Source organism: Bordetella tumbae, assembly GCF_965139195.1.
GTDB classification, from domain to species: Bacteria; Pseudomonadota; Gammaproteobacteria; order Burkholderiales; family Burkholderiaceae_B; genus Bordetella_A; species Bordetella_A tumbae.
This window is the reverse complement of sequence record NZ_CBCSJH010000015.1, coordinates 89074-110551: the sequence shown is the minus strand read 5'-3', so window position 1 is coordinate 110551 and position 21478 is coordinate 89074. Positions and strand designations below refer to the sequence as shown.

Genomic DNA, 21478 nt, shown 5'->3' with positions numbered 1-21478 from the left:
ACACATAGGGGCGGGGCATTGATTGACTCACATGGTTACAGTGACGCGGACTGTACCTATCCCCCCGTAACTCGCCGTTTAATTTATTTCACAGGGGTTTGATGCCATTGCGGGCTAATTAAACCGGTCTTAAACGCGGCCTTCCTAGAATCCGTTGATATTTGTAGTTTCAAAATGTCAATCAAGAATACGGACTCTCTATGAAGCACCCGCAGACTTTCGCGTATTACGGCAGTCCCCAGTCAGGTATGACCCTTCTTGGGAGCCAGTCCGCGGGGGCAAGATTTCCTCATATCCCTTTCTTGTTACGCGCAACGGTCATTGCACTGTGGATGATCCCGGCAGGCGCCTATGCGCAAACCAGCACGACGCCCGTCAAGATCGAGAAGCATGGTAGCGACGGCCGCAATGCCAGCATCTTCCGGGGGTCTACAAGTGGCGGCGATGCCGATCTCATTGTGTTTTCTCAGGGGGCGGGCGCTTCTTTGGATACGTCGACAAACATCGCGTCGATCCTGCTTGACTCGCGTGGTGGCCGAGGCGGCGAAGGCCACCATGGCGTAATCGCTGACACGACGGGTTCCATGGGCGGATTCTCGAAAGGAGTTAACGCCGATATCTCGGGCCGCATTGTCAATAGAAATGCAGGCGGGGCTGCGCATGGTGTCAGTGTCTCCGCAGCGGGCGGCGATGCGGGCTCGCGGATGAAAGGCGGCGACGGCGGTGGCAACGCTGGGTTGATGGTGGTGACGGCCAAGGGCCTCACGATCAGCACCGCCAGCAGCAGTGCCGCCGCACTCGAACTCAAGAGTCGCGGCGGTCAGGGCAATACGGCCTATCAGGCCGTGGGGATTCGTTGGTCGGGCAGCAATGGCGGCAATGGAGGCATCGTCAATCTGCGCAGCTTCAGTGGAAATATCAGTGCGGGTGGGCGAGGCATTGATATGAGTTCCAAAGGGGGCGATGGCGGTAACATCGACGGCGGTTTTATTCAGACGTCTGGCAACCATGGAGGTACCGGCGGCCAAGGCGGTTTGGTGACAGCGACGCTGACAGGGCTCTCTGGCGGCGGCGCATCAGAGATTACGACCCGTGGCGTGAACGGCCATGGGTTGAGACTGTCGAGCCAAGGCGGCGACGGTGGGCGAATCACAGGAAGCAGCTGGTCCAATGGCGCGGACGGCGGTTCGGGGGGCGCAGGGGGAAACCTGATCGCCGACTTGAACAATGTGACGATCACGACCAGTGGCACGGGAGCGCGCGGTGTTCTCGCCGAAAGCGACGGCGGCGATGGGTTCTGGGGCGGCGGCTCTGGACTGGCTCGAGGCGGCAAAGCCGGCTCGGGCGGAGACGGCGGAAAGATCGATGTGAAGTTGGGCTCGAACGTGCGCATCAACACGACCGGGGATACCGCGACTGCCGTACAAGCTGTCAGCCGAGGCGGTGGTGGCAGCAACGGCGGGGAAGGCGGGGTCTTTTATTCTCCTGGGGGCGACGGTAGCTCGGGCGGAACCGGAGGCGCGGTGTCGTTAAGCAGCGCTGCGACGATCGATACCCGAGGCAAAGATGCCTATGGTCTGTATGCGGCCAGTCTCGGAGGCGCATCGGGCAACGGCGGCAAAGGCGCAGGCATCTACGCTGTAGGTGGCCAAGGGGGTGCGAATAGCCATAGCTCGACAGTGGCGTTGCGTAATTCCGGCACGGTTTCTACCCGCGGCGAGGCCAGCCACGGGTTGTTTGCCGAGAGCATCGGTGGCGATGGCGGCGCGTATTACGGGTTGGGCCAGGCTGCTATGGGTGGAGATAGCCGTTCCAATAGCCCGAATGCCAATGGCTCGGAGGTCGTCGTTGTCAACAGCGGTAGTGTGGCGGTGCAAGGCAAGTCCGCCAAAGGCATCCTCGCGCAGAGCATCGGTGCGGGGGGCGGCAATGGGGGGAGTTCGACCGGCCTGATCAGTATCGGCGGCGATGGCCATTCCAGTGGCAACGGCAACACCGTGAACGTAGAGAACACCGGCAAGATCACGACGCAAGGCGAACAAGGCTATGCCATTCATGTTCAAAGCATAGGTGGCGGTGGCGGCAGCGGAGCAAAGTCGGAAGCCTTCGGGCTCGTCTACAACCTCAGCACCGGCGGCAAAGGTGCCGCCGCGGGAAATGGCGGGACTGCCACCATCAATCTTGGAAAAAGCAGCGATATCACCACTTCGGGCGCCGATGCCTCTGCTGTGGTCGCACAGAGTATCGGCGGCGGCGGGGGCGATGGGGGTATCGCTACCTCAGTGGGTTTTGCCAATGTGATGATCAATAGTGTGGGTGGATCGGCGGGGGCGGGAGGCCACGGCGGGCGTGTGCAGATCAATACCGATGGCGGCATTACCACCCAGGGAGCAGGCGCCGTCGGAGTCCTGGGGCAGTCCGTCGGTGGCGGCGGTGGAATCGGCGGTAATGGCACGAGCGCTGGGCTGGCGTTGGTTTCAATAGGGGTGGGTGGGGCTGGTGGCAGCTCTGGGCGTGGCGGGGAGGTGAGTTTCACCAATCGTGCGCAGATCAACACCGCTGGCAATGATTCCCACGGCGCATTACTGCAAAGCGTTGGCGGTGGCGGTGGCGCGGGGGGCAACGCGGTGGCGATTGCTATGTCGGCATATCCTCAGTACTCCGGCAGTGCCGCTGTTTCTGTAGGCGGCACAGGGGGCAGCGGTGGCCAAGGCGGTGGTGTCCAGTCAAACAATTTTTCATCTATCACGACCAAGGGTGAAGGAGCGAAAGCGCTCGTCGCGCAGAGCATAGGCGGAGGCGGCGGCACCGCTGGGACGGCGAGCGCGTTCAGTTTTTCCGCGTCATTGGGAACGACTGTGTCTCTGGCAATTGCGATCGGACGCAGCGGCGGTGATGGCGGGACGGGCGGTACCGTATCCGTCGACAACCAGGGTGTGTTGAAGACTGCCGGTGAACATGCGACGGGCCTGCTCGCTCAAAGCATCGGCGGCGGCGGAGGTGTGGGCGGGGCGGCGACATCGCGGGCAGTAGCCTACGGCGCCCAGAGTTTTTCCGGCGCTTTATCAATAGGTGGCGAGGGAGGAACAGGGGGGAACGGCGACACGGTGACGGTCAAGCAACAGGGCCGCATCGAGACCGCTAGCAATGCCGCCATCGGCGTTGCGGCACAAAGCATAGGTGGCGGTGGTGGCAATGGGGGCCTGACGCACGGCGATACGCGTGCCGACACGGTCAATCTTGCGCTTGTGTTAGGGCGCAAGGGAGGTGACGGTGGCGAGGGAGGGCGTGTCACGGTGACGCAGCTTGGCCAGGCCACGATAGAAACTCGTGGCATCGCCAGCGACGGTATCGTTGCGCAAAGCATAGGAGGCGGTGGCGGCATTGGCAGCTCGCTAGGCGATAAAAATATGCCTCCCTGGCCTGAACCCATGCCCATCCCTGGTGGAGGCGGCTACGAATACGAGGGATACAGCGGCAGCTTGACGATTGCGCTCGGCGGTGCTGGCGGAAGTGGTGGCTCGGGCAATGCCGTGACGGTGACGCAAGACGGCGGTATCACCACCCATGGCCGGCAAAGCAACGGGTTGGTGGCTCAGAGTATAGGTGGCGGTGGGGGGCGAAGCGGATCCAGCTCGTCCTCTGCGCCAGGCGGTGATTTGTCATTGTCATTGAATCTGGGCGCCAAAGCGGGCTCAGGCGGAAACGGCGGCGCCGTGAAAGTCAGTCAGAATGGCGTGATTCAGACGTTGGGTCGGGATAGCATTGGATTGCTGGCGCAAAGTATCGGCGGCGGTGGCGGCAATGCATCGAGTAGCGAGGCCGGGCAATCGGCCGGCAAGATCGGTGTCAATATCGCTATTGGTGGATCCGGCGGCAACGCGGGCCAAGGCGGAAGCGTCGAGGTCACTCAGACCGGTGAAATCTCGACAAAGAACGGCGACGTGCTGGTTGCGCAAAGCATAGGCGGTGGTGGTGGCCTCGCTGGAACAGTCAATGCGGGCCTCAGCGTAGACGGCATGGCCGACATTATTTCCGGCAACGCGCCTACGCAAGGCGGTGCATTTACGTTGGCGGTCGGTGGCCGAGGCGGCGCAGGAGGTAACGGCGAACGGGTTCGGGTCGATAACAGCGGCACGTTGCTCGCCGATGGGGCCATCCATGCCGGCGCTTTGCTGCAAAGTATAGGGGGCGGCGGCGGCATGGGGGGGATGGCGTCCTCGTCCTACGAGACTTCCACGATCGCGCCTACTAGCACGGTGCAGGTATCGATGGCGGTCGGTGGCAAAGGTGGCTCGGGCGGCAACGGCGGCGCCGTGACGTGGATGCAAAACGATACAGGCATCGTGCAAGCCAGCGGCCTGCTGGGCGATGGGGTGCGCCTGCAAAGTATCGGTGGGGGTGGCGGCGTCGCGGGAGGCGTGGCGGTAGGCGTTTCCGAGTCGCCATCGGAACAAAAGGTTCGTATCGATGCGGCGTTGATCTCCCTGAACGGCGCGTCAGGCACGGGTGGCAACGGTGGTGTGGTCAACGCAGAGAACAGCGCCGGTTCCCGCATCGTGACGCTCGGCGATGGCGGCATTGGCATGGTGATGCAAAGCATAGGTGGCGGTGGTGGGTTGTCCTATTCGGTTTATCCGCAAGGCATCCAGACCGCGACGGTCAATCTGGGTGGCGGCAAAGGCGACGGTGGCGTGGTCAGCCTGATACAAAACGGCGCCATCGATACGCAAGGCAAAGCGGCGCATGGCATCCTGGCACAAAGCATAGGTGGGGGCGGGGGCGCGTCCAGGCTGATAGGGGCTGGCAATGTGGTCACGCAATTCAACACGGCTGCTACGGCAAACGGTAATGGCGGCCAGGTCGATATCACGATAGATGACAAAGGGCGGGTGACAACGCGGGGCGCCGGTGCTTATGGCATCCTGGCGCAGAGCATAGGCGGCGGCGGGGGATACGCATGGTCCGGCGTAAACACGGCGCCCGCAGCGGGAACCATCAGTCAGTCCAAGGCCGGGACAGGCAATGGCGGCGCCGTGACGGTGCGAGTGCAGGGGGCGGTGCACACGACAGGCGAGAATGCGCCTGCTGTTTTTGCGCAAAGCATCGGAGGGGGCGGAGGCTGGGTTGATGGCGTTGCCGGCCAGGGAACGGTCGCCGGGCAGGGCAGCGGTGGTCCGGTTGCTGTCGTGGTCGATGGTTCCGTTCAAGCATCCGGTGATGATGCCTCCGGCATTTTTGCCCAGAGTCGTGGAGCGACAGCCGGCGCGATAACCATCGATGTGCGGGATGGTGGCACTGTGCTAGGCGGGTCGGGCAATGCCGCTGCGCTCGAACTCGCTGGCGGCAAAGACAACCGTGTCGATATCCGCGAGGGCGCGTCGGTGTCTGCTGCGTCCGGTATCGCGATTCGCGCACTGACAGGCGATGCGAGCACCACCGTGGAAAACCGCGGCACATTGCAAGGCTCTATCCTGTTGGAACAAAACGTTCCGGGCGTGCTGAATAATCTCGGCACCTTGCAGGCGGGTGAGCTTATCGCTTTGACGGCCGGAGATCTCCACACGACCACACCGGGCCAATTTACCAACAGAGGCATACTGGCCATCGGTAGCGGCAACGCCATGGCGGCCACTCTGCTAAAGGGCAACTATCGCCAGGAAAGCTCGGGCAGCTATGAGCCCAAGGTCGATTTCCAGCTTGGCACAGGGGATGTGCTGACGACGACGGGCTCCGCCTACTTGGACGGTAAGCTCGCTGTCGAGGGCCGCAACCATCTGCCGGGCCAAGTCGTCAACGTGCTTCAGGCACAGTCTGGGCTGACGCTGGCACAAGGTTTTTATTCACAAGGCAATGCGGTGTTCGATTATCCGATTGTGCGAGAGGGTAATAACCTGTCGGTGGGGATCAACGCGGACTTCACGCGGCATAATCACCTGCTCTCCGACGAGGAATCCGAGGTCGCTGAGTATCTCGGCCGCAAATGGGATGGGATTAAAACGCGGGTTGCTGCAAACCAAGGTGCCAGAAGCGTGATGACGCAGGCGCTCAGTGCGGATGATGCTCCTGCCGAGGAAAATACAACTCGCCTGATGCGTGGCGCGGACTTGGCTCCTGTTGCCCGGGCAAGCGCGTCTTCTGTTGTGACGACGCAAGCCGACAGTGCCTCGGCCGTCAGCGCAGCGTCGAACCATCCTGGGCAAGCCTACGCCAGCGTTTTTGATACCGTCGCGCAAGCCGACGATCCGCAAGCCTATGCAGATGTCTTAGAGGAGATCGCCAACGATGCCATCCAAGCGCCTGCCGCCATCATGCCGCTGGCTCATCGCATGTTTCTGAACCGCACGATGAACTGTCCCGATGCGGCAATGGCGATCGGCACGACAGAGGAGCGATCATGCTTGTGGGGAGACATTCAGGGCAATTGGCTGGATCGCCGAGCCGGGCCTGATGATTCGGGCTTTGACTACAACTCGGTACGCTACATGGTGGGCGGGCAGCAGTTCCTGGGTAACGGTTGGTTCGCCGGCGGAGGCGTATCCTATGAGACCGCGAACGGCAAGGCCACCAGCACCCCGCTGAGGACATCTGGGCATAGCACCAGCGGTGTGGCTTTCCTGCGCAAGATCAACGGTCCCTGGTCATACGCTGGCGCCTTGAGTGCGGGGTACGGTTCCTATGACACGCATCGCGCCGTTTCTACCATCAATGGCATCGAGCGCCCATACGCCGATTGGAATACGAGTTTTGCGGCGTTGCGCTTGCAAGCATCCTATGTTCATCAAATGGCGGACATGTATATAAAACCGACGATGGATGTGGATCTGATCTATCAACGTGTGCCGTCCTATTCGGAAAAAGGCGGTGGCGCGTTCAACTTGGCATTCGATGGCCACAGCGACGTGCGCGCGATGATCAGCCCCTCTGTCGAGTTCGGCGGCCGCTTCGAAAAGAACGACCTCGCGTTGCGGCCTTATGTCGGCTTGGGCGTGAACTGGATGCCTGGCAATGATTGGAACACCAGCGCGCGTTTAAAGATCGACAACAGTGGTGATCGTTTTCATCTGACGCAAGAGTTGCCATCGGTATTCGCCGAATACCGCCTGGGGATGGATATCGAAACTCGCGAAGGTATGGTTCTGCGCGCGGAGTGGCGTCAGCGTCTGGGTGACCGGTATAACGATCGCTCTGCCCAACTGCAGTTGGGAATGCGGTTCTAAAGCGATAAAAAAAGGCCCAATACCGTGTTGCGGTATTGGGCCTTTTTCTATGCCTGCACGATGGCAGGCGTCGCGTTACGACAAATCAGAACCGCCAGCTAGCCTGAACTGACAACCCCTGGTTGCCGTAGTTCTTTCCGAATTCACCCTGATAGGCTAGCCCGAACGCCACGTTTTGCGTTTCGCGCCAGGTGAGAGCGGTTTGCAAGAGCAGGGTGTCGCGAGCCAGCGGAACGCCAGCGACGGTAAACGAGGCTTCGTCTTGAAAACTGAGTCGGGTATCGGGCGTACGCGACCCCAACGTATGACGCCAGCCGGCTTTGCCCTCCAGACTTAATTCACGCTGCCCGGAGAATGTCCAGTTTGCATCCGCGCGCAGCCCGAGCGTGGTGAATCCCACATTCAGATGAGCGGACTTGCCATCCAATCCGATATCGCCCGATTCGCTGAATGCATCGGTATGTACCGAAGCGTAGGCCAGGCCGACAAAGGGTTCGAGCGTGACGGTACCGAGCGGTTGAGGCAGTCCTGCTTCCAGATAGGCTTGAGCAGTGCGGCCGTTGTAAGAGGCGCGGCTGCGCGGCAGTCCGTCCAGGGTTTGCCGGCGACTGTCGATATGATGCAGGCTGTATGACGCTCCGTAGCGCAACGCGACGCGATCGATATCGGTGTTGCCATAGGCAGCGAAGGTGTAGTTGTCGACGCGGGCGCTGTCGTCGCGACCTCTGCTGTCCATCGATGATGCCCCGAATCCCAGTGCTAGTCCCAGACGAGAATGCTGGCCAACGGCGGTATCGCCACCAAAGAGCATGCCTTGATACGAGTTGTCGACCCCGGCAGCATTACCGTCGCTGTCGGTATGCGAGCGCAAGGCGAGATATCTACCCCATAGGTCGACGCCGTCGGTCGCAGGGTGCTCCATCCCACGCTCAATGAGCGCGGATTGTGTCAGGCTCGACTGAGTGGCCAGGGCCGTGAGTAAAGACGGATGGCTATCGCCCGTCAAACGAGGCAAGGCGGATTGAATTGCCGAGCCGTCCGGTGCGGAAAAGTCCAATGTCGTCAAGAGCGCTTGAATTTTCGGTTGCGTCTGGTTTGCGGCGGAATAGAGGGCTGCACCCACCGCGCGGGTATTCGCGGTCTCGCCGTACTTCGAATATGCATCTCCAGCACGCGAAAGCGTCACCTCATAAGTATTCTGACTGACCTCTGTCGCTGCGGCGGTCAAGGTAGGGGACTGCAGATCCGTGGTGAGCGTGGCAAACGATCCTGTGACGGTATCAGCCTGCAGCCATTGGTTCGATGTCACATTGAACCCATTGGCATAATATCCGCGGTCCGCAGTGAAACTGAGCGTACCGTTAATATCGGCGCTTCCGTTGACGACCAGATTGCTGATCTCGCTCTTGTCATTGAACGCGAGTTGCAATTCGCCAGATGCTTTTTGTACATAAGATCCATCAACGATCATGGGCTTGCCGGGACCCAGCGGCATGACCTTGCCTTCGTTGATAAAGGCGCCGTCGTGATTGATCTGATAACGCCCAGAACCGGTCAAACTGGCACCTTGTGCCACATTGACCGCATAGAGCTCGTGATTGCCGCTCAACTGCGTGACGCCGCCGATCAGTTGCAGGGACAAGTTATTGATACCAACGATATTGCCGTCGTAGGCGAGAGAAAAGTCCGCATCGGCAATGCCGGTCGAATGCCCGCCGGTGTCCGGCTTGTATCCGAACGTCAGGCGGGTGATGCGCTGGTTATGATCTTCATCGGTCTGGTTGTATGCCGAGATGATGTCGCCGGTGATTTGCGCCTGGCCCATGACGTTGATGTCACCCACATAGGAGTTGTCCGCCATATAGATCGACGCATACGTGCCCGCCAGCCGTCCTGTCAGATCAACACGCGTGACCAGCGGACCGTTCAACTCATCGAGCAGCGGCGCATCCTGACCGGTTACTGTTGTGATATACGAACCCCGAGATTCAATATCGTCGCCGACCGCGTTATGGCCGAAATCGAAGCTCGCGGCGATTCCGTGCTCTCCTAGTGCTTCGATATCACCGCGCTGCGTCAATGTGTGATCCTTGCCATACGCAAACATGACCCCGCGCCCATAAGCGCCATTGGCGTGAACCCGGGTACCGGGCAGGACGGTCAGATGGTTTCCCTGTCCATCCACGCGAATACCGCCGCCTCCCGCGCCCGAGGATAGTAAATCTGCGCGTTGTACGATGGTGTTGTTGCTGCCGTAGACATGCAGGCCCAGCCCCTGCGTCGCCGTGTTGTAGGTGCCGGGCACATAATCTGTCCCGCTCTCATTGCGTGCGAAAAATGGATGGTCGTTCGTCAACGTCTGATTATCGCCATAGACAGAAAATCCCCAGAAATTCCTGCGATCTATCTGATAACCGATATCCTGAAGGACAGCGACTTCGGCTTCCATCAAGTTGGTGTAATTGCGATATCGTTGATGGCTCATCAGGCTGTTTTTGAACTCGAGATGAGACCAAGCGGGTGTGTCCAACACCAGGCTGTTCTGTCTGTACAACGTCAGCGGCACACCAGGCAATGCCCCGGCCAGAACCTCATTGACGTGTTTTCCCGCGAAATAAGCCTTATCGTTTCTGGCGTCGAAAATGTCTTCTGGCGTCAGCGGCCTGCCATCCGGCGTTTCGGTGTAATTCACGCATGATTCGCAGTAGACAATCTGCCCCGCCCGGGCCTTTTGGTTATTGTCGTCGTAGAGATGCTCTTCCCATGCAGACAGCTCCTCAGGCATGACGATTAATAACCTGCCACTTTCTGGGTCCACGGGGTCGTCACCGTATCCTAGCGCTGAACCAATGCCCATGGCGTGAGCGACTTCATGGATCACGACCGAGGTCATGTTGACCTTCGGGGTCAACACAATTTGAGAGGGCGTATAGGGTCCGCCGGCCCAGTTCATGGTGCCTACATTGATATAGCCGTGTGCACCGAAATCCAGGGGGCCGGAGGTTTGATTGTTAATGGCGGCATGAACATTGGTTCCAGCGCCTGCCTCGTAGGATGCCAGATAACTTAGCGCGGACGCTCCCGCTCCATCGTAGGTGCCAATATTGATGATCGCGGGATTCTGGCCGGGTACGGCTTGTATGAGTTCGGCCCAATAAGCGACAGCTGACAAGACGCGACTTTTTTTCGTATCGTCCATGTTCCAGGTCGATACAGTGGCTTCTCCCCAGTCGTCCAGCGTGTAATAGCCATCGTTGACACCAAAAATTCTGGTTTGAAATATCGGAACCCCATTGTGATCCAGGATATTTTTGACCTCTTGAGACCACGCCGTCGTTGATGCAAAAGTACCGATCAACAGTGATAGCGCGGATACTGCTTGGAGCTTCATGATTTTTATCCTCTCGTAAGCCGAACCGACTGACCCATACAGTGCAGGCACTGTATGGGTCAGTCGGTGGCCAGCCGTTTAATCGTCTGGAGAGGAATGGCAGGTTATTGCCGTGGAATTAAACCGTTGTTAAACGCGGTATTCCCGGGCGCTTCGAATGACGAATGCGCCGGGACTGTGCTCAGCGAGCCATCGCACGCCGTGGTCGGGCGCACTGGTCCTGGGTGTCCGCATCTAGTGCAAGCAACCGAGTGTTCGCCCATTGCTCATAGGGCACCAACGCCATGGTCTTGGCCTCGTCATAAGCGTGTTGCCAGCTAGCCCGTGCCCGTTCGAGATCGCCGAGACGGTGCCAGGCATCGCCTCGCAGGCAGTGGATCTCGGACCTCAGGCTGATTGAATCATGAGCGTGCCCCAACGTGTGAGCCTCGTCCAGCAGCGTCATGGCGCGCGGGATATCGCTCATCGCGATATATGCCCGAGCCAGCAGGCACAGATGGCCATCCACGGACACGGGCATGCCCTGCCGGATCGCGGGCAAGGCAGCCTCCATGGCTGCAAGCGCCTGAGGATCTTGGCGCGTCAATACCTCAGGCAACATGGCATAGCCGATGGCGATGGCTTGCCAGGGCGTGAGGGTGTCGATCCCGGTTGTATGCTGGACGATATATTGGCTTTGTTGGCGGGCGAGATCCAGTTCACCTTTCAGATAATGGATGCGCGCGCAGGATAGTCGGCAGAGCACCGATATCCAGGCCGAATCCCCGGTAGCGCTCAGCTGTATTGCGCGTTCGATGGCGGCAAAGGCGAGCGGGTACTTGCCCTGTAGTCCATAAGCCAAGGCCAATGAGGCAGGGACCAGCGCCTGGGCATTCGCGCCGAACGGCGACATCGCCGGTGTCGGTGCGTTCGCGAGCATGGTTTCCGCGTGGCTGAGCAAGGATTGAGCCTCGCGCCCCGATCCTCGCCACAAATAATATTGCGCGAGGGCGTACACGGCCCATCCCTGAATGTTCAGATCCTGGACGGTGTTGGCGGCGTGCGTCAACTGCTGCGCCAGACGCAATGCTTCTGAATGATTGCCAGAGTTTTGCGCCAGCATCCACTGGCCCCACAGCGCCACAATCATGGCACCGAGGTCTCCCGATGAGGCAGGCGTCGTCGTAGAGAGATAAGACGCCGCCGTCTCGGGGTGTGCTGGGCCGGACAGCGCGCTCGATGTCGTGCTTTTGAGCATCTGGCATTCGAACACGAACTGATCGCGCTCTGCATCCGAGGGGATCAGTTCGTTGCAGCTCAGGGCTTTGGAAATCAGCGCGTCTGCTTCATGCAGTTGGCCTGCCCTGAGCGCGGTCGTCGCGGCGTTTTTCCACGATATCGGCGCGCGAGCATCCTTGATCTGTTCCAGAAAATGCGCGATGCGTGCAGGTGGTAGCTCGGTATTCAACAAATACTGAGCGATTTCCTGGTTCAGTTGTTCATACTCTGCCGGGCTTAGCTGGCCGCGAATGATATGAGCCACCAACACGGGACAAGACCACGTATGGTTCGCATGCGCCGATACGATGCCCGACGACTGCAATACCTTTAGCCGTTGATGCAGCGTCTGCTCGCTGCAGAGCATGATGCTCGTCGCATCCACGGTCGATAGCGGGGCGTCGAATAGAGCGCACAGATACGCCAGCTTGCGCGTGCCCGCATCCAACAACGGGAGTTGCACGTACAGCCTGTCCGTCAAACTGACGGGCTGGTATTGAGCGCCGGCTACGCCGGACTTTATCCAGGCTCTTTCGTGCGAGAGAGCGGGCAGCTTCGAGCTGCCTGGTGTTTCTTGAGGAACTTTGATCGCAATATCGGTCATCAAGGCGGTCAGGTGCGAAGGGTCACCACCCCCCAGCCTGGCAATATCTGCCAGGGTGGATTTGTCCAGCTTCAGTTTGCGAGCACGCTGCGACGCGATGTCGAGGTAAGCCTTCTCATCCAATGGATCGAGCGGCAAGTCGGACGCGATGCGCGGCGAGGTCAATGTGCCGCGCCGCGTCGTCAATAACATTGAGGAGCGCCCGAGTGAAATATTGGCCATTAGCGCTAGCCATTCTTTTGTCACGGCGTCTGCCCATTGGATGTCTTCGAACACGATGAGTAATGGACGATCTGGACGCCAGGGACTCATGATCGCGCGGCTGGCAATTTCCAGCGTTTCTGGCCGGATGTTTGTCCTGTGTGCCGGCGTGTCCAGGCGAAACAGATTTGCCAGTGGCGTACACATGGCAATCGGCAGGCCGAGCGCCGTGCTCAGCATCTCGTCAGTGACAGGATCCAACGAGGCGGGTAGCCGACTCATGAGCCATAGGCGAAGGGGGTGCAAAGCGTTGGTTTGCTGGTCCTGTAAACATTGCAGCCACACCACATCGGTATCCATCTGGCTCGCGTGCCAGGCGAGATTGCTCGCCAGCAGCGATTTGCCGGCGCCCGGGACGCCGATGATCGACATGGTCTCGTTGCGAGCCTCGATATCGCAGCGGCGCAGCGTCTGCAATAGCATATTCAGTTCGGTCGCGCGCCCGACCGCTTTTTGCAATTCTGGCGCGGAAGTATTCCCTAGCAGGCGCACCATCTTGCCATTGCGCCGTGTCTCCAGGACGTCGTATTCCATCATGCGTGCGTGGGCTTGAGCTGTGAGCAGGATTTCGCTCCAGTTCCCATGCATGGCCAGCGTCAGCGCCGTTTGCGCGAGCAGATTGCCATAGTCGGGTTGACTGTCGTCGCATAGGCCGATGTCCGCGTGCACGCCCATGTGCATCGACAATACTCGGGGCAATGGCAGCTCACGCAAAGTGCGAGCCAGTGCGACAGCGCGCAGCACCGGCCGTTCCGACCGGTTGGGAAATCCAAAATAAATGATGAACTGATTGGCCCCGGCTGGTGCCACCCATCCCCCGTACAACTGGGCGTTGCGCCGAACGGCGAGGTCGACCCGGTGAAGCCACGTCAAGGCATCCGTCTGCAGCAGACTCGCCGCATTTTCCACGAGGCAGCGCAACGTCACGGTCAGCACCGCCAGTGGCCGATAATGATGCTGTCGGCCCTCGGTGTTCGGCGTCAACGACAGGGACGTCGGCGGAGGCAGCTTGGCAATCAGTGCCTGCGTGTGCTCGTCGGGTTGTGTATCGGCGCGCAGGCGCAGCATGGCCGCGTATTGATCGTAGGCCTGGCGCGCCTCGGTGTAGCGCTTATCGCGCACCAGCAGGTCAATCAGCAACTGGTGACAGCTATCTTCGCCGGGCCATCGTTGAATCCATTGACGCGCTTGCGTCAACGCATGCTGCACACGACCCTCGGCCGTCCACATCGAAACCAGCCTTTGCCTGCATTGGGCCATTCGGGTGTTCAGGCGCTGATTCCAATGTTGGAACCACTCGTCCAGCGGGCCGTCCATGCGGGAGCATAGGTCTTCTAGCAATGTGCCCCGGTACAGTGTCAGGCACATTTCATCAGTCATGGCGCTTGGGCCATCAGCAAGCAACGTGATCACATCGACCTGGAGGGACTCCGGCGCGATAGCCAAGCGATCATCTTGGCTCTGAAGCACGGTATGGTGCGATCCCAGCGCCTGACGCAATACATGTAATGCATGCCGAAAACGGGTCTTGCCTTGTGACTCTGACAGATTGGGCCACAGCATGTGCGCCAGGCGATTGCGGGAGAGGGCTTCGCCGTTGGCTAATGCAAGGATCGCCAGCAATAAGCGTGGCTTATCGTAGGTCAGTTGACTGGCTCGGCTCTCGCGATCAACAAATAGATCAAAATGATTTAACAGTTGCAGCTGTATGGGGCGCGGGAGCAAAGCGGCGAATGAGTTAGGCAAAATTTCATATGGATACTCCATGTCACCGATAATACATAAAAGACTATATTTCGTCACAGTATGTTGTTTTTTTATTAATTACTGATTGACCCCCATGGAATGGCCATCACGAATGGACGTTTTTTCGTTCTTGTGCTAGAGTTTCTGCCTATGAAATTCGCGTCCCCCGCCTTTTACTTTTATTTTTATGGTTTTCTGAAGCCGCTGGCGGAGGAAGGGACGCACTTGGACTAAAGTCCGCACAAAATTCCCTAAAAAACCGCCAGCGTCGCTGGCGGTTTTTTTTGCCGCCAGCCTGGTGGGTCACCCAGGAGTCTCTCGTGTCACACAATACCGACGATCTTCGCATCCGCGAAATCAAAGAACTGAATCCGCCCTCGCACGTCATGCGCGAGTTTTCCTGCACCCAGCAGGCCTCCGAAACGGTATTCGCCGCGCGCCAGGCGATGCATCGCATTCTGCATGGCATGGATGACCGTCTGATCGTGGTCATCGGCCCGTGTTCGATCCACGACACCAAGGCTGCACTCGAATACGCTCAGCGCCTGAAGCCCGTGCGCGATCGCTTGCGTGGCGAGCTGGAAATCGTGATGCGTGTGTATTTCGAGAAACCACGCACGACGGTGGGCTGGAAAGGCTTGATCAACGACCCGGGGCTGGACGGCAGTTTCGATATCAATCGCGGTATTCGCGTGGCCCGTGAGTTGTTGCTGGACATCAATAGCCAAGGCCTGCCGGCCGGCTGCGAGTTTCTGGATATGATCACGCCGCAGTACATCGCCGACCTGGTGTCCTGGGGCGCCATCGGGGCGCGCACGACCGAAAGCCAAGTTCACCGAGAGCTGGCTTCCGGCCTGTCGTGTCCGGTCGGCTTCAAGAACGGCACAGACGGCAATGTGAAGATCGCCGTGGACGCGATCAAGGCTGCCTCGCAGCCTCACCATTTCCTGTCGGTGACCAAAGGCGGGCATTCGGCCATCGTCTCGACGGCCGGCAACGAGGACTGCCACGTTATCCTGCGCGGCGGCAAGGCGCCTAATTACGATGCAGCCAGTGTCTCGGCAGCCTGCGAGGATATGGCGAAATCCGGTCTAGCGCAGCGCGTGATGATCGATGCCAGCCATGCCAACAGCAGCAAAAAACCGGAAAACCAACCCTTGGTCGTGGATGATGTCGCGCGGCAGCTCGAAGCAGGCGATACGCGTATTGTCGGCTTGATGATCGAAAGCCATCTGGTCGCAGGCCGCCAGGATATGGTGCCCGGCGAACCGCTGGTGTACGGCCAGAGTATCACCGACGGTTGCATCGATTGGGATGCTTCGGTGGCGGTATTGGAGCGGCTCGCTGGGGCGGTGAAAGCCCGGCGGCTGGCCGCGGCTGTTGTGGGGAAGTGAGGCTGCGCAGGGCGTAGAATAGGTTTTTTTACTTTCTACGCCGTTTGCCTGCCATGAACGCTCCTGCCCATACTGAATCTTTGCGCCGACCTGTTCCCGCCGCCTGTCTGGATGCGCTGCGTGAGCGGTTTGCGGATCGCCTGTCTGTCGCCGAGGCCGTGCGCGAGCATCACGGCCGCGATGAGTCACCGTATCCGCCCATGCTGCCCGATGCGGTGGTCTTTGCGCAAAGTACTGAAGAGGTCGCTGCAGTGGCGCGCTTGTGCAACGAACACCGCGTGCCGCTGATTCCCTACGGTGCAGGATCGTCGATCGAAGGGCATTTGCTGGCGATCCAGGGCGGTATCAGTCTTGATCTGTCGCAGATGAATCAGTTGCTGGTGGTCAATGCCGAAGACTTGACCGCGACGGTGCAGGCCGGCGTGACGCGCAAGCAACTGAACGAAGAGATCCGCGATACCGGTTTGTTTTTCCCGATCGATCCGGGCGCAGATGCCAGCCTGGGCGGGATGGCGGCTACGCGAGCCTCGGGTACGAATGCGGTGCGTTACGGCACGATGCGCGAAAACGTGGTGTCGTTGACAGTGGTGACGGCCGATGGCCGTATCGTGCGCACCGCGAGCCGCGCCCGCAAATCGTCGGCGGGCTACGATCTGACCCGCGTCTTTGTCGGCAGCGAGGGAACACTGGGCATCATTACCGAAGTCACGGTGCGCCTGTATCCGCAGCCCGAGGCGGTGTCCGCCGCGATCTGCAATTTCCCGTCGTTGAACGACGCGGTGCAAAGCGTGATCGAAATCATCCAGATGGGTGTGCCGGTGGCACGTGTCGAGTTCATGGACGAGGCCGCCGTGCGTTCGGTCAATCTGCACAGCAAACTGACGTTGCGCGAGACACCGTTGCTGGTGTTCGAGTTCCACGGCAGCCCGGCGGGTGTACAAGAGCAAGCCGAGATCGTGCAAGGCATTACGGCCGATCATGGCGGCATGGATTTCGAATGGGCCGAGCGTCCCGAGGACCGCAGCCGACTGTGGGCGGCACGGCACGCTGCTTATTTTGCCGGCCTGCAGCTGCGGCCGGGATGCCGTGCGAGCACGACCGATGTGTGCGTGCCTATTTCGCGTTTGGCGGATTGCGTGCGCGAGACAGTCGAGGAACTGGATCGTGCCAGCTTTCCTTACACGATCGTCGGCCACGTCGGAGACGGTAATTTTCACGTGCTGATGTTGCTGGATCCCGACAACGAGGCGCAATGGCGCGAGTCGGAAACGATTAATCACAATTTGGTCAGGCGTGCGATTGCAGCCGATGGCACGTGCACCGGCGAGCATGGAATCGGTCTGCACAAGATGCAATTCATGGCAGAAGAGCATGGCGAAGACGCCCTGGCGCTGATGCGTAGCCTGAAACACGCCTTCGATCCCAATAACATCCTCAATCCCGGCAAAATCATCAACTGGTAAGACGCGACGCCGCGGTTCGCTGAACTGCCGGTCTGGACAAGGATGATGTGGCGGATGCGGGTAAATCCGCTCTGCCACGATTGATAGCGACACGCTATTGTTTAGAAATGAACTCATTGGTTGAGCCCAATTTGCGTCACACCGAGCAATCGTTTTCCGCGAGTCCGGTTCTGGATGCGCTGCACAGTGTCTTGCCCACGCATTGCATCCTGCATCGCGAGGAGGACACTCGTCCTTACGAATGCGATGGCTTGTCCCTCTATCGGGCCTTGCCGCCTATCGTGGTGTTGCCCGAGACCGAAGAGCAAGTCATCGCCGTCATGCGAGTCTGCAAACGGTTGAGTGTTCCTATCGTGGCCCGAGGCGCAGGAACAGGTCTATCGGGCGGCGCCATGCCGCACGCACAAGGTGTGCTGCTGGGGTTGGCGAAATTCAACCGTATCCGGCGAGTCGATCCCGTCAGTGCCACGGCGGTGGTCGAGCCTGGTGTACGCAACCTGGCGATATCCGAGGCTGCGGCGCCCCACGGCCTGTATTACGCACCTGACCCCTCCAGCCAGATCGCCTGTTCCATCGGTGGCAATGTGGCGGAAAACTCCGGCGGCGTGCACTGCCTGAAGTACGGTCTCACGGTTCACAATGTATTGCGAGTGCGTGTAGTCACCGTAGACGGTGAGGTGGTCGAGTTGGGATCCGAGGCGCCAGATGCGCCGGGTCTGGATCTATTGGCCTTGTTCATCGGTTCCGAAGGCATGCTGGGTGTGGTGACGGAAATCACCGTTAAACTCATTCCGAAACCCGCGTGCGCCCAGGTGGTCATGGCCAGTTTTTCCAGTGTCGAGACCGCCGGGCAGGCCGTGACCGACGTGATTGCGGCTGGCATCATCCCTGCTGGCCTGGAAATGATGGACCGCCGCGCCGTGCAAATGGTCGAGCCTTTTGTGAAAGCCGGCTATGACATGGCGGCCCAAGCCATTCTGCTGTGCGAGTCCGACGGCACGGTCGAAGAGGTCGCGCATGAGGTCGAGCGCATGGAGGCCATCTTTGGCCAGGCCGGCGCGACGCGTTTGCAAGTCTCGCGCGATGAGGCCGAGCGTTTGTTGTTCTGGGCCGGACGCAAGAATGCCTTTCCTGCAGCAGGGCGTATTTCGCCTGACTACTATTGCATGGACGGCACGATCCCTCGCCGTCATCTGGCGCGTGTGCTGGGTGCGATCGAGCAGATGGAGGACGAGTTCGAGCTGCGCTGCGCGAATGTCTTTCATGCGGGCGACGGCAATCTGCATCCGCTGATCTTGTTTGATTCAAATAAGCCTGACGAGGTCGAGCGGGCAGAAAAATTTGGCGCGGCAATTCTCGAATTGTGCGTGCAAGTAGGAGGCACCCTGACTGGGGAACACGGGGTGGGTATGGAGAAGATAAATCAAATGTGCGTGCAATTTTCGCGTGATGAGCTGGAGGCATTCCTGGCTGTCAAGCGGGCGTTTGATCCGCCCGGTCTGTTAAACCCTGAAAAAGTCATTCCGACCCTCGCACGCTGCGCCGAATACGGCAAGATGCATGTGCATGGCGGGGAGCTGCGCTTTCCTGATCTCTCGCGTTTTTAGGCTCGTCGAGTATGGAATTCGTTCTGTCGGAGCTGTGTGATCAGGTCATGACCGCGCACGCCGGTCACAAGCCGTTATTCGTCCGTGGCGGCGGCAGCAAATCGTTTTACGGCAACCACCGTCCGGTGACACCGCAAGACGGGCACTGCCTGTTGGATATGACCGCCTACAACGGCATCATCAATTATCAGCCCTCTGAGCTCGTCGTGACGGTGCGTGCAGGCACGCCGCTGGCCATGCTCGAGGCCGAACTGGCCGAACAAGGCCAGATGCTGGCGTTCGAGCCGCCACATTTCAGCGCTTCGGCTACGGTCGGCGGATGCGTGGCGGCCGGCTTGGCCGGGCCGCGCCGCATGACCGCAGGCAGCGTGCGCGACTTTGTGCTGGGCGCGCGCCTACTGGATTCGCAGGGCCGTCTCTTGTCATTTGGCGGAGAGGTCATGAAAAACGTGGCGGGCTACGACGTATCGCGCCTGCTCGCGGGATCGTTGGGCATCTTTGGGGCGATCATCGACGTTTCTCTCAAGGTCCTGCCCAAACCCTTCGAAGAATGCAGCCTGCGATTCGAGGCGACGCAGCAAGAGGCGCTGACGTACTTTGCGCAATGGCGCAGCCAACCATTGGCGATCTCGGCGACGAGCTGGAGTCCCGCTGATGGATACGACGCTGGCGCTGCACAGGCGGATCATGGCGCCAACGCGGCCATTGGCGCTGACGCTGCGAGTATGGCCAACGCTGCCGGCAACGCCAACCCCGCAGGCTATGTCACCGTGCGGCTGTCCGGGGCGCCGCCTGCCATCCGTGCCGCCAAGGCAAGCATAGGCGGTGATGAGTTGGACGCTGAGCAAGCCCATCTGTGGTGGACGTCTTTGCGCGAACAGGTGCATCCGTTTTTCAAACAAGATCGACCGTTGTGGCGTGTCGCATTGCCGCCGACCACACCGGCGCAAGACTTTGGTGTGCCGACCTTGGTAGAGTGGGGCGGTGGCCAGCGCTGGCTGAGCGGCAACCTCGATGCGCAGGCGGTCCGGGCGAGGGCAGAGCAGTTGGGCGGGCATGCCACCTTGTTCCGATCTGCCGGCAGCGCGATTCCGGCCGATGGGGTCTTTCATCCTCTATCGTCCGGTGTCGCCGCCATTACACGGCGATTGAAACAAGAGCTGGATCCTGCGGGATTATTCAATCCTGGCCGAATGGTGTTGGAGCTATAGCGCAGTATGCAGACCAATTTAGCTTCCTGGGTGCGAGACACTAACGAGGGCCGCGAAGCCGACGCTATTCTGCGTCGTTGCGTGCACTGCGGGTTTTGCACGGCGACGTGTCCGACTTATCAGGTGTTGGGCGACGAGCTCGACAGTCCGCGCGGGCGTATTTATTTGATCAAGCAGGTCCTGGAGGGCGCCGAGCCCACGCAAGCCACGCAACAGCATCTGGACCGTTGCCTGACATGCCGCAACTGCGAAACCACGTGCCCGTCGGGCGTGGAATATGGGCATTTGATTGATATCGGTCGCCACTTGGTAGATCAGAAGGTCAGCCGGTCTTGGTCTGATCGTATGCGCCGTCTGTTGTTGCGCAAAGGCATTAATTCGTCGTTGTTCGGCCCTGCGATGCGTTTGGGGCAGGCGCTGCGTCATGTGTTGCCGGACGCGCTCAAGCGCAAAGTTCCCGTGCGTCGTGATCCCGGGGCATTGCCAACTGTGGCGCAGCATACGCGCCAGGTGCTGATGCTGACGGGCTGTGTGCAGCCCTCCATGATGCCGACCATCGACGCTGCCACGATCCGAGTGCTCGATGCGATCGGCATTGGTGCACGATTGGCTCCTGGCGCAGGATGTTGTGGCGCCGTGAATTTTCACCTCGATGCGCAAGCGGATGCACTCGATCAGATGCGCGCCAATATCGATGCATGGTGGCCCCTGATCGAAGCAGGCAACGTTGAGGCGATTGTGATGAATGCGTCTGGCTGTGGCGCGATGGTGAAGGAATACGCGCACCATCTACGCCATGATGCTAATTACGCCAGTCGTGCGGAACGCATTGTTTCTTTAGTCAAGGACGTCGCGGAAATCGTTGCGCCTCATGCTGAGGTGCTGCGTGCCCGGTTGGCGCCGGGTGGGCGTGCGGCGTTTCATCCCCCATGTACTTTGCAGCATTGGCAAGGGTTGCGTCCGTTGAGTGAAAGGCTGCTTCGTGACTTGGGTTTTGAGTTGCAGCCGTTTGCGGATACGCATCTGTGCTGCGGGTCGGCGGGGGCGTATTCGGTGTTGAATCCGGAGATGGCGTTGACGTTACGGGATCGGAAGCTCGCGGCGATTTCACAGGCGGAGCCGTCGGTGATTGTTTCGTCGAATATTGGGTGTGTGTCGCATCTGCAGAGTGGGACGGATGTGCCGGTGCGGCATTGGATTGAAGTGGTGGATGAGAGGTTGATGGCGCGCGGGTGAACCCGTCTTTGCGTGTAGGGTATGGTGGCATGCGTAATGCTCGGTTCTATAAGCGCCGCGTGTTGGCGGGCAAATGCCATGCCGGCCC

8 protein-coding genes are annotated in these 21478 nt (G+C 59.7%); 6 read left to right on the top strand and 2 right to left on the bottom strand.

Going from position 1 to position 21478, the window contains the following annotated elements:
- Window positions 1–332 precede the first annotated feature (332 nt).
- Window positions 333–7220 (top strand): hypothetical protein, encoded by a 6888-nt coding sequence (locus ACNA0J_RS16835; RefSeq protein WP_415820011.1) that lies wholly within the window; start codon window positions 333–335, stop codon window positions 7218–7220.
- 85 nt (window positions 7221–7305) lie between these two features.
- Here ACNA0J_RS16835 and ACNA0J_RS16830 read toward each other — a convergent pair whose 3' ends face one another.
- Both ACNA0J_RS16830 and ACNA0J_RS16825 read right to left on the bottom strand, forming a co-directional pair.
- The gene (locus ACNA0J_RS16830) at window positions 7306–10611 is read right to left on the bottom strand and encodes an autotransporter outer membrane beta-barrel domain-containing protein (protein WP_415820010.1); all 3306 of its coding nucleotides are present in this window, start codon (window positions 10609–10611) and stop codon (window positions 7306–7308) included.
- A 181-nt stretch (window positions 10612–10792) separates the two neighbouring features.
- Window positions 10793–14356: an AAA family ATPase gene (locus tag ACNA0J_RS16825; RefSeq protein WP_415820009.1), complete on the bottom strand. Its 3564-nt coding sequence runs from the start codon at window positions 14354–14356 to the stop codon at window positions 10793–10795.
- A 443-nt stretch (window positions 14357–14799) separates the two neighbouring features.
- Here ACNA0J_RS16825 and aroG point away from each other — a divergent pair, with 443 nt between their 5' ends.
- From aroG to glcF, 5 genes are all read left to right on the top strand, one after another.
- Window positions 14800–15873 (top strand): 3-deoxy-7-phosphoheptulonate synthase AroG, encoded by a 1074-nt coding sequence (gene aroG, locus ACNA0J_RS16820; RefSeq protein ID WP_415820008.1) that lies wholly within the window; start codon window positions 14800–14802, stop codon window positions 15871–15873.
- A 53-nt stretch (window positions 15874–15926) separates the two neighbouring features.
- Complete coding sequence (locus tag ACNA0J_RS16815) at window positions 15927–17336, top strand: FAD-binding oxidoreductase (protein ID WP_415820007.1); 1410 nt, start codon at window positions 15927–15929, stop codon at window positions 17334–17336.
- 107 nt (window positions 17337–17443) lie between these two features.
- Window positions 17444–18943 carry an FAD-linked oxidase C-terminal domain-containing protein gene (locus ACNA0J_RS16810; protein ID WP_415820006.1) on the top strand — a complete coding sequence of 500 codons (1500 nt, stop codon included), beginning with the start codon at window positions 17444–17446 and terminating at the stop codon, window positions 18941–18943.
- A gap of 11 nt (window positions 18944–18954) precedes the next feature.
- A complete protein-coding gene (glcE, locus tag ACNA0J_RS16805) occupies window positions 18955–20154 on the top strand; it encodes a glycolate oxidase subunit GlcE (RefSeq protein WP_415820005.1) in 1200 nt (399 codons plus the stop codon).
- A 6-nt stretch (window positions 20155–20160) separates the two neighbouring features.
- A complete protein-coding gene (gene glcF, locus ACNA0J_RS16800; protein ID WP_415820004.1) occupies window positions 20161–21390 on the top strand; it encodes a glycolate oxidase subunit GlcF in 1230 nt (409 codons plus the stop codon).
- Window positions 21391–21478 lie beyond the last annotated feature (88 nt).